Source organism: Desulfosarcina ovata subsp. ovata (assembly GCF_009689005.1).
Taxonomy (GTDB): Bacteria; Desulfobacterota; Desulfobacteria; order Desulfobacterales; family Desulfosarcinaceae; genus Desulfosarcina; species Desulfosarcina ovata.
In genome coordinates, this window is the sequence record NZ_AP021879.1 from 5,057,066 (window position 1) to 5,067,968 (window position 10,903).

Consider the following 10,903-nt stretch of genomic DNA (forward strand, 5'->3'; position numbering starts at 1 on the left):
TTTTTTGAAGAGGGCGACATGAGCGCGAAATCAGCTGAGGCGCACATTCTCTGGCAAACCTGTAAAACGATTCCCACCTGCGTACTGGCACAATCCGATGCCGAGATCGATCCGCAGCAGCTTCAACCGCCGCCCCCCGCCAGGCCGCTGTTACCGCACAACGCCCGTCTGATGATCCGTCGATGCATGATCGGCGGCACCGACGAACCGACGTTGCACCCGCTGGAGTATCGGCTCAAGGACAAAATCGGGCAGGGCGCCTGCGGCCTGGTGTATGCGGCCGATCAGAACACCATCGACCGCGAGGTGGCCATCAAGGTCATTCGTCCTGAAATGGCCAACGATGACTGGATCAAATCCCTTTTTCTCTCGGAAGCCGTGGTCACCGGCGATCTCGATCACCCCAACATTGTCCCCGTTTACGATCTGGGCATCGATCAGGAACAGCGCCTGTTCTATACCATGAAGAAAATCCAGGGGACGTCCTGGAACCAGGTGCTCACCGGGAAAACCGAAATCGAGAATATCGACATTCTGCTCAGGGTCTGCGATGCCGTTGCCTTTTCCCATGCCAAAGGCGTGATCCACCGCGATCTCAAACCCCACAACATCATGCTGGGGGACTACGGAGAAGTGCTGGTGATGGACTGGGGCGTCGCGGTCAGTACGTCGGCCAACGGCAAGGCTGAGGTGCTGACGCCCTTATCCAGCCAGGCGGGCACGCCCGTGTACATGGCGCCGGAGATGGCAGATGCCAATGCCAGCCGGGTCAACCACCTCAGCGACATCTATCTGCTCGGCGGCATTCTTTACGAGATCGAAACCGGCTTGACACCGCACCGTGCCAGCAATCTCAAAGAGTGCCTCAGAAAGGTGGCCGCCAATGTGATCCAGCCCACCGACAAACAGTCGGAGCTGATCGATATTGCCCTGAAGGCCATGGCAACCGATCCGTCCCAACGCTATCAGAGCGTGGCCGAATTCAGTCAGGCCATCCGCGACTATCAGGCCCATGCCCAAAGCATCGAGCTGTGCAAGCGTGCCGCCGAAATCCATGCCGGCGCCAATATCTCCCATGCCTACCGGGACTACCAGCTGGCGTTGTTCAGCTATGAAAATGCGCTGCTGATGTGGCCGGAAAACGGGCAGGCCTCGGCGGCGAAAAACGCGGTCAACCTGGATTACGCCGGGGCCGCCTTTGGAAACGACGATTTCGATCTGGCCATATCGCTCCTCGATTCGGGCAACGACGCCCATCAGGCGCTGTTGAGCAAGGCATTGGCGGCCAGGCAGCAGCGCCATTCGCATCAAAAGCATCTCCGATGGCTCAAGATCGCTTCCCTGACCCTGGTCCTGGTCATCCTGGTGCTTGTCACCACCGGACTGTTGATCGTCAACGCCCAGAAGAACCGGGCGGTCTCGGCGGAAAAGCAGATGCGCATCGCCCAAACCCAAGCGTTGCAGGAATACTATTACAGCGCCATTGCCCTGGCATCCCGCAAATTGGGCGATCAGCTCTACTCCCAAGCCAGAACCCTGCTCCGGAAATTACCGGAAAATCTGCGCGGCTGGGAGTGGGGCCGCCTCATGCGGCGCTGTGCCCTGGATCTGGCCACGTTCAAGGGGCATGATCAACCGGTCGTGGCCGTCGCGTTTTCCCCGGATGAGCGCCATTTTGTCACCGCCGACCGGGGAGGAATCATCAAGTTATGGAGTCGGGCGAGCGGTCAGGATATCCGTACCTATTTCGGCATCTCCGGGAAAATTGACGATCTGCGCTTTTCGGCGGACAACCGGCAGCTTCTGGCGGTCACCAGCGACGGACTGATGAACTCCTGGGACATCGCCAGCGGCGTTATGGACCAGACCGGATATGGGGACAGGGGCAACGACGCCTGTTTGTTCCATTCGCCGGACAGCGTGTTTTTCATCAAACGGACGCTGGAAAATACGGCACTGATTCAGACGGCCAAAAACAACCAGCCGGTCTGCCGGTTGGACGGTCACAGCGGTGCGGTTTACAGTGCTTCTTTTTCAGCCGATAACGGCAGGGTCGTGACCGGCAGCGCCGACAAAAGCGCAATTGTCTGGGAGATCCCCAGCGGGCTGCCGCTGATCAGGCTGGAGGGGCATTCCGGCAGCGTCCAGGCCGTTCAATTCTCACCCAGCGGACGGTATATCCTGACCGGCAGTGCCGATACGACCGCAAAGCTCTGGGACGCCACGCTGAACCGGAACAAAATCCAGTTGGACGGTCACCGCAGTTTCGTCAGCGGGGTCGCTTTTTCACCGGACAACCGCAAACTGGCCACCAGCAGCCATGACGGCACGGTGAAAGTGTGGAATATCGCCGATCAGACCGTGGCTGCGACCCTGACCGGGCATCACGGCCGCGTCGAGGCGGTGTCGTTTTCCCCCGATGGTCAATTTCTGCTCTCCGGCGGCGCGGACAACAAGGCCATCCTCTGGCGGATCGATACCGGCGCGGTCGTGTCCATTTTTGAGGGGCACACCCATTCCGTTGCCGCGGTGGATTTCTCACCCGACGGGAAGTCCGCTGCGACCGGAAGCTGGGACCGAACCATCAAGCTTTGGGATTTGACGACCCATCGGGAAAAAGCGACCTGGAAGGGGCATCAGGATGCCGTTATCGCAATTCGGTTTTCTCCGGACGGCCGTTGGCTGCTCAGCGGTGGAAAAGACCGCACCGCAAGGCTTTGGGATACCCGGACAGGAACCACCGTCCGGGTGCTGAAGGCCCATACGGCATCCGTTTATGCGGTGGCCTTTTCCCGGGACAGCCGCCGCATGGCAACCGCCAGCTGGGATAAAACCGTCAAGATCTGGGACACCTCCACCGGCCGGCGGTTGCAGACCCTGACGGGACATTCGGGTTCGATTTATGCCGTCCGCTTTGCCGACAATGGCCGGCGGGTGATATCCGCCGGATGGGATCGCAGCATTAAAATCTGGGATGCGCGGAGCGGACAGGAACTCCTTGAAATGCGGGGCCATTCGGCGCCGATCGTCGCCCTTGCCGTTTCACCGGACGAGCGCATGATCGCCACCGGAGGCCATGACAATACCGCCATTATCTGGGAAGCCGATCCATATATTGATGATCCATTGGCGATTAACAAATAGATAGGACCCGCATGATTGAAATCGGAACACTGAAAAGAGGGTCGCCGGCATCCGAGGCCGAAGAAACGGCTTTTGAGATGCGCAACCTGGAAAAAAGTGACCTGTCGCAAATCATGGCACTGCAGGAGGTCATCCTCGGCCGCCTGAGCCGGAAAGATCTGCTCGAATCGTTTTCCCTGGCCTTCATGGAATCCCATATTGGCGCCAGGGGATTCATCATCGGTGTCTTCGTCCGGGAGAGGCTCGTCGCCTTCCGCAACGTCTATTTCCCGAATGCGAATGACCGGGAATGGAATCTGGGCTACGATATCGGCCTTGAATCGCATGCGGATTTGAAGCAGGTCGCCAATCTGCAGATGATTTGCGTTCATCCCGATTTTAGGGGCAACTCCCTGGGCTGGCGGATGAACGTCCACGCCATTGACCGTCTCCGCCGGATGCGGCGCTTTACCCACCTGTGCGCGACGGTATCGCCTTACAACTACTGGAATATCCGGATCCTGTTAAAGAGCGGATTCACGATCCGGAAGTTGAAGACAAAGTACAACGGCAAGCTGCGCCATATCGTGTACCAGAACCTGGTCCGGCCGTCCGGTGGTGTGGACACGAATCCTCATCTATCCGTACGCCTGACGGATATCGACGGGCAACGCGACCTGTTCCGCCGGGGCTTCGTCGGAGTCCAGCTCAGGGAAATCGCCGGGTTCCGCCCCCAAAAGCGATCGGATTATGCCGACGGATTTGAAGTCGTTTTCAGCGGGTGAAAGGGCTTTCCATCGCATGCGCGTGGTTGGATGGGATGGATTGGTGAAAGATCATGGTTGATTTGGATCAGACTGGGTTAAAAAGTAGTTCGCAATCGGAAAAGATCAAGGTGCGGCCGGCAGGAAGCATTCCCGGATAGTGCTTAAGATAATGTTTTTGGCAAGGCCAGAGGGAGGAAGCTGTATAAGCCATACCGCGACCGCCGATAACGGAGCCCAAAAACATTATCTTGAATGCTATACATGTGAATCACATCTTGATTTGAAACTGATTCACCATTTTTTTCAATCGTTCGGATAGGGTCGACAATTCTTCCGAACTTATTCTAACCTGGGAACTCGCGTTGGCGATTTCTTGGGAAGCAGTATTGACTTCGACGATGTCGCTTGAAATATTAAGCGAAACTGTCGACGCTTCGGCAACATTCTGTGTAACCTCCTGAATTCCATCTGAGGCCTGGGCAACATTGCCGGCGATTTCCTTGGTGGCGATTGACTGCTCCTCTATGGCCGATGCGATGTTGCCAACCACATCATTGACATTATTGATGATCCCGGTTACTCTCTGAATTTCTTCAACGGAATTTTCTGTGGAAACCTGTATCTCTTCAATTTGTTGTCGGATTTGCCCGGTTGCCTCGGCTGTTTGCTTGGCTAATTCTTTGATTTCGTTGGCGACAACGGCAAATCCCTTGCCTGCTTCTCCGGCACGGGCAGCTTCGATGGTGGCATTGAGGGCCAGCAGGTTGGTCTGTTCCGAAATGTCCGTTATGGTTTCGGTGACCTTACCTACAGAAAGGGCCGCACGCCCCAGTTGCTCCATTTTTTGGGAGGCATTTGTTGTTTGGGTAACGGCTTCCAAAGAGATCGAACGCCCTTTTTCCGTGTTTTGGGCGATTTCCTGAATCGTCGAGCTCATTTCTTCGGTCGCCGATGCGACAATACCGACATTTTGGGAGGCTTGTTCGGCCGCTGCGGCAACAGAATTCATGTTGGCGCTCATTTCTTCCGCAGCGGTGGCGACATTGGATGATTTGCCGGCAGATTGCTCGGAACTGGCAGCCATCTGCTGCGAAATCGCGGACAGTTCGGTGGATGATGACGCCAGCGTTTCAACACCTTTTGAAATATCGATAAACATGTGGTTGAGATTATCAACCATGTCTTTCATGGCTGACAACAAGATGCCAATTTCATCTTGACCACTGACTTCAATCTGTTGGGTCAAATCTCCACTTGCCACGCGGGTGGAAATATCAACGGCATAGGCCATCGATTTCTTAATGGTAATGGCGATCCACAGAGCGAGACCCGCCCCAAAAGCAAGGGCAATTCCGAAAAACACATAAATAAAGAAGGTGGCCCTGCCAATCTGGGATTCCATTTTGGCTTTCTGGTCAGCCCTGGCGATGTCACATACATCGCGGGCTTCGCGGGCGGCGGCCACCATTTGTTGGTCGCTGGTTTTTTGCTCAGCCACTTTCCCGAAGAAGGCGCTAAAGGCGGTCTCATACGCCGACAGGGAATCCAATGCAGATTTGACCTGGGCAATGTTTTCCGGTGCGTTGAACCTGTTTTTCAGGTTATTGCCCAAAGCGATGATTTTGTCCATGGATTCGGTAACGGCATCGAGATATTGCTGCTCGCCGGAAAGAATCAACTCCTTTTCGTTTTTACGCATTTCCAAAAACCACTTGATCATTCGGTTGGCGTCATCCGCTTTGACGAGTTTATCGTTCAGAGCGGCTTGAAAATCGGCGTTATTCCCCGAGTAACGATTGCTTTGGCTTGTTAAAATACCATTTAATTGACTTTTTTGGTTGGTACGAATTTCTTCAAGTTTGACGATGGTATCGCGCGCCTTGGATCTCATCTGATCCATCAGATCCTTTTTTTCGTTTTCAAGCGCGACATACCTGCCGAACGCGGCATTGTAGTCTGCGGCCTTGGATAGGACCTGATCCATTTGTTCTTTGTTGATCGCTTGATCGAACTTTGCTTTGGTTTCTTTGGCCTGATTGACTAATAGATTCGCGGTCTCAAAGACCTTTTGTATGTATTCCTCATCTCCGCGAATGATGAAGTTTTTTTCATTTTGGCGGGCTTCCTGGATCATCTTTACGATCCGATTCACGTCGTCGGCCTTGATAATACGGTCTTTGGTACCTGACATTCCGTTTAGTCCAACATAACCGACGACCATCATCAATAGAAGAACAATGCTGAACCCGCCAATAATTTTTGTGGAGATTTTGAGATTGCTGAACATTAGAAAACCCTTTCATGTGAGCGCTGACCATTGGAGGCGATTATTAAAAAACTTATTAAGAAACGTCATATACATCAATATCTATGCCAACAATAGGAAATTTAAAATTAGCAATATAATAAAGGCGTTGTGGTCTATAAGCATTGGCGGTTGGGTGAACGAAAATAGGACATTCCGGAAAAATGGAAAATTCCATTCCATAATTCCGGAATAGTGGGCGCGATCAATAATTTTGACTCGCGAAGCAGGCGGGGGGGGAGACGCTTTGTTTTTCAAGCGAGAGGTTGTGTTTTTTCAGCAGTTCATAAAACCTCGATTTTCCGAAGCCGGATAGACGACACGCATTCTCCCAACTGCCATTGCACTCGGATAGCAGAGCATGCAGATAGCTTTTCTCTGTCTGAAAACGATAGTCAGCCCATCTTGCCAGTTTGCCATCGGTGATAAAACAGGCATCCGTAGCCGAAATGGCATCGCATTCCGCAAGGTCGGTATTATCGCGTTCAAACAACATGGTACGGTAATGGGGGGGAAGGTGCTTGGGAACCAGTGTGGGATCCGGGCCGGCATTGGCGATAGAATGCTCCAGAACATGAATGAGTTCCCGGACATTGCCGGGCCAGTCGTATTTTCGAAGGATTTCCATGAATTCGGCAGATACGCCTTTGGTTTCCAGGCCAAATCGGGCGCCAATCTGCTGAATCTTTTTAAAGGCAATGAGCGGCACATCCTCGGTGCGTTGCCGAAGCGGCGGCAGCCTGATTTCAATGCCACGAATCCGAAACAGCAGATCCTCGCGAAACGTGTTTTCGTGAACCATTTCATCCAGATCCCGGTTGGTTGCGGCGACGAGACGGAAATCCACAGGAAGCTCTTTTCTGCCACCGACAGTCCTCAGGCTGTGCTCCTGTAGTGTTCTCAACAACTTTTTTTGGATCATCGGATCGAGTTCTCCTATTTCATCGAAAAACAGCGTTCCTCCGTCGGCCTGGGCGATAATCCCCTCCTTGCGGTTATCCGCACCGGTAAAGGCACCTTTTTCATGTCCAAACAGAATGCTCTCCACCAGGGTCTCCGGGAGTGCGCCGCAATCAACAATTACAAACTCCTTTTCCGAGCGATGGCTGTTTTGATGAATTGCCCTGGCAAATAATTCCTTTCCGGTTCCCGTCTCCCCCGTAATCAGGACGCTGATGTCCGTTGCGGCCGATTTTGCGATGTCCTCCAGGCACATCAGAATCGACTCGGATTCGCCGATGATATGTTGTCTTTTCAGTACCACCGGCGGCTTGAGATTCGTCTTCTCCTTGCGATATTTAAGCGCACGGGTAATGTGAAATGAAACTTCCTCAAGTAAGAATGGTTTTCTTATATAGTCCCAGGCCCCAAATTTAAATGCAATCTCGGCGCCTGTGGTGTTGCCGATACCGGTGATAATGATCACCTCGGGTGAGCTGGGTAGTCGGATCAGTTCCGGCAATATGTCGAGTCCATTTCCGGTGGGGAAGTCAAGATCCAATAAAATAAGGTCATAGTCATCCTGTTTAACCATCGATAACCCGTCAGCCAGTTTGCGAGACGAAGCATACGCATGTCCCATGCTCAAGACCAGTTCTTCAAGAAGCCGTTGAATGTTTGGATCGTCGTCCAGAATCAATACCCGTGCCATTGTAACTCCGTTTCCGCTCCTGCCGCTAGATTCCTGCTGTATGATGATTCAAAACATCCCTGATGCATGTTGCCAGTTCACGCTCGGTTATGGGTTTCCTTAAATATGCCTTGATACCAATTTTTTCAGCATCCTTTTCATCAAGATTGTCACTGAATCCGGTGCAGATAATGATGGGAATGTTCGGATTCAACGAGAGAACACGTTCCGCCAGTTCATCGCCACACATCGCAGGCATGTTCATGTCGGTAATTAATACATCGAAATCATGTGAATGGGAGATGAAGAAGTGGAGCGCTTCATTACTGCCCGTAAATGTGGTGATCCGGTAACCCAAACCGCTCAACAATTCGGTTAAATAAATTGCGATTGGTTCTTCGTCATCAACGACCACGATATGTTCTGTTCCACCGACGATGGGGGCTACCGCCGTGATTTCATCTGAAACGCCTTCGGGTGCCATGCCGGGGAGAAAAACATGAAATGCGCTTCCATGATCCGGTTCGCTATGGGTGGTAATGTATCCACGATGCTTTTTTACGATGCCGTGAACGACGGACAATCCCAAACCGGTTCCCTCCCCTCGTTTTTTGGTTGTAAAGTAAGGGTCAAAAATTTTCTCCAGCGTGGCGGCGTCCATTCCATGGCCGGTATCACTCACCTCCAGAAGAACGTAGGTTCCGGGGGTGATGTCAAGATCAGGCTGCAAATCGTTGGACCCGACCGCCACCTCCTTCAATGAGATGGTTATTATCCCCCCTTTTTTTCCAATTGCCTGGTATGCGTTGGTACAAAGGTTCATTACGATCTGATGAATCTGGACCGGATCAGCCAGGACACGAGGGCATTGGGATGCAAGATCCTGGCGTATTTCAATATTTGCCGGGATTGATGCTCGCAATAGTTTGATAACTTCCTTGATGATGATTCGCACCTGGATTGGTTTGAATTCCTGTTCGGTCTTTCTGCTAAACGATAGAATATTCGTTACCAGATCCCGGGCCCTGATTCCACTTTGCAATACCACGTCAAGTTTCCGTTTTATCGGGCTGTCATGGGGCAATTCGTTTATGGCAAGCTGAGTGAACCCAATTATGGATGTTAAAATGTTGTTGAAATCATGGGCGATTCCTCCGGCCAGGGTACCGATGGCCTCAAGTTTCTGGGCCTGCAAGAACTTCCGTTCCGTTTTTTCCTTATCGATTTCGGCTTCTTTAAGCTGCGTAACATCCTGACAGGTACCGATACATCGAATCGGATGCAGATTTTCATCCAATTCGAAATGGGCGATTACATGAATATGTTTGGTTTTGCCATTCGGTAACACGATGCGATGGATTAGATTGAGTTCAGAGTAATTCTCGAAGGTATTGGCAACTGTCTCGGCAACTGTTTTTCTGTCATCCGGATGAACATGGTCAAGAAAGGATTCCAATGGTCCATTGAAGTGTTCTTTATCGAGTCCAAAAATCCTGTACATTTCTTCAGACCAGGTGCCATGATCCATACCGTAAATTATTTCCCAATGACCCAGGCCGGCGATCTGCTGAGCCCTCCGGTACAATGCCTCACTCTTTTTCAGGGCCAAGGCGGCCTGTTTGCGTGCGGTGATATCTTCGATGGTACCGTCAATATGACAGGCATTCCCGTGGCTGTCTCTGACCAACTGCAACGCCATCCTCATGAAAAGGGGCGATCCGTCGTGTTTTTTCCCTTCAATTTCCAAACCCGAAATCTTTTCCTTGTTGAATAGTTTGGATAGCAGTTGTTTTCTGGCTTCAAGATAGGGGTAAATGTTAACAACGGGCGTTGCCAACAAAGATTCAGTGGAAGGATAGTTCAGCAGCTTTACCAGGGCCGAATTGACCATGACGAATTGTCCATCACCTTCTACGCTGGTTCGGAACATACCCACGGGCTGGTTCTCGATAAACTGGCGATGTCGGGCGTCGCTCTCTTTAAGGGACTCCTCGGCAGCCTTTTTTTCGGTGATGTCCCGTCCGACCAATAGAACATCGTTTATCATTTTTGTGGTTTTTCTCAGGCGTGTTGCATGCCAGGCAAACCAACGTAATCCGTGCTGCGTGTTGACCAGCGTTTCATGGTATGCAGAGAAAGGCGTTTGTTTAACATGCTCTAAAAGAGCAGTTTCCAGTCCCGGATGACCTTGTCCCACTTGAATGATGGATGAAAACCTGGCTCCGATCAATTCCGACTCGGTTTTTCCAAATGTCCAGCAGAAGGATGGCGTTGCGAAGCATATCCGGTACCGGTTATCGAGTTTGACAATCACTTCGCTGATATTGTTAACCACCAACTGGTATCGCCGTTTATTATTTACTAACTCAAGATTGGATAGTTTTTGCATGATGCCGTAAAAAATAAATCCCCACCATATGGGGATGAGCACTTCCGCAGTATTTTTCAACCTATCCACTATCTCACTTGATAATATCCATTTTGAAAACAACAAGGTATAATAAAAAATAGAGAAAAAAAGAAACACAACCATCGGTAATTTTACAGGATCATTTAAAAAGGGACGCCGTGTTTGTTTTGCCAGAACAATGGCGGCCCAGACGAGTAGGAGCAATGCTGCTGTATCTGAGAGGAGAACGAAGTGCATTATCTCACTTCCTCACCATTTGCCAACGACTTGCCGACCCAGATAAAAACGCATAATGCACTCCCAACGTGGCAACACTGCTGGATAACATTTAGCGTTCCTTGTGGCACAAATCCTTCCAGGAGGGTCGATGACCCTCCCAACAAATGGAAACCAAAGCCCGCGATGAGGATGTTGATGAAAGGATATTGTTTGAGTTTCGAAAGGTTGGTCAGGATGAAAAGGAAGACACCAGCCCCTAAAACCATTTTGATTATCTGGCTTTCCAACATCATTGCTATTCCTTGATCCTTGAGCGCGCTTTGCGTGGCAGTACAGATTCCTGCTTCAGCTTCATCTAAGAATTAGAATCATGGATAACTATTGTCAGTCCAGAAATAGGCCAATTGCACGGATATGAGCAATCAATTTCTTAACTATTGTAGACTGGA

General features: G+C 51.3%; 6 protein-coding genes. 2 read left to right on the forward strand and 4 right to left on the reverse strand.

Going from position 1 to position 10,903, the window contains the following annotated elements; genetic code table 11:
* The first annotated feature begins 18 nt into the window (after positions 1-18).
* Both GN112_RS22245 and GN112_RS22250 read left to right on the forward strand, forming a co-directional pair.
* Positions 19-3,144 (forward strand): serine/threonine-protein kinase, encoded by a 3,126-nt coding sequence (locus GN112_RS22245; protein WP_155312223.1) that lies wholly within the window; start codon positions 19-21, stop codon positions 3,142-3,144.
* 11 nt (positions 3,145-3,155) lie between these two features.
* Positions 3,156-3,908, forward strand: coding sequence for an N-acetyltransferase (locus GN112_RS22250; protein WP_155312224.1), 753 nt, complete (start codon positions 3,156-3,158; stop codon positions 3,906-3,908).
* 250 nt (positions 3,909-4,158) lie between these two features.
* Here the strand turns inward: GN112_RS22250 and GN112_RS22255 are convergent, their stop codons facing one another.
* The 4 genes from GN112_RS22255 to GN112_RS22270 form a co-directional block, all read right to left on the reverse strand.
* Positions 4,159-6,177: a HAMP domain-containing methyl-accepting chemotaxis protein gene (locus GN112_RS22255; protein ID WP_155312225.1), complete on the reverse strand. Its 2,019-nt coding sequence runs from the start codon at positions 6,175-6,177 to the stop codon at positions 4,159-4,161.
* Positions 6,178-6,400: 223 nt separating this feature from the next.
* Positions 6,401-7,846: a sigma-54-dependent transcriptional regulator gene (locus GN112_RS22260; RefSeq protein WP_155312226.1), complete on the reverse strand. Its 1,446-nt coding sequence runs from the start codon at positions 7,844-7,846 to the stop codon at positions 6,401-6,403.
* Between the two features lie 25 nt (positions 7,847-7,871).
* Positions 7,872-10,472, reverse strand: a complete 2,601-nt coding sequence (locus GN112_RS22265; protein ID WP_155312227.1) for a hybrid sensor histidine kinase/response regulator — start codon at positions 10,470-10,472, stop codon at positions 7,872-7,874.
* Positions 10,472-10,747: a hypothetical protein gene (locus tag GN112_RS22270; RefSeq protein ID WP_155312228.1), complete on the reverse strand. Its 276-nt coding sequence runs from the start codon at positions 10,745-10,747 to the stop codon at positions 10,472-10,474. The genes GN112_RS22265 and GN112_RS22270 overlap by 1 nt, the downstream gene beginning before the upstream one ends.
* Positions 10,748-10,903 lie beyond the last annotated feature (156 nt).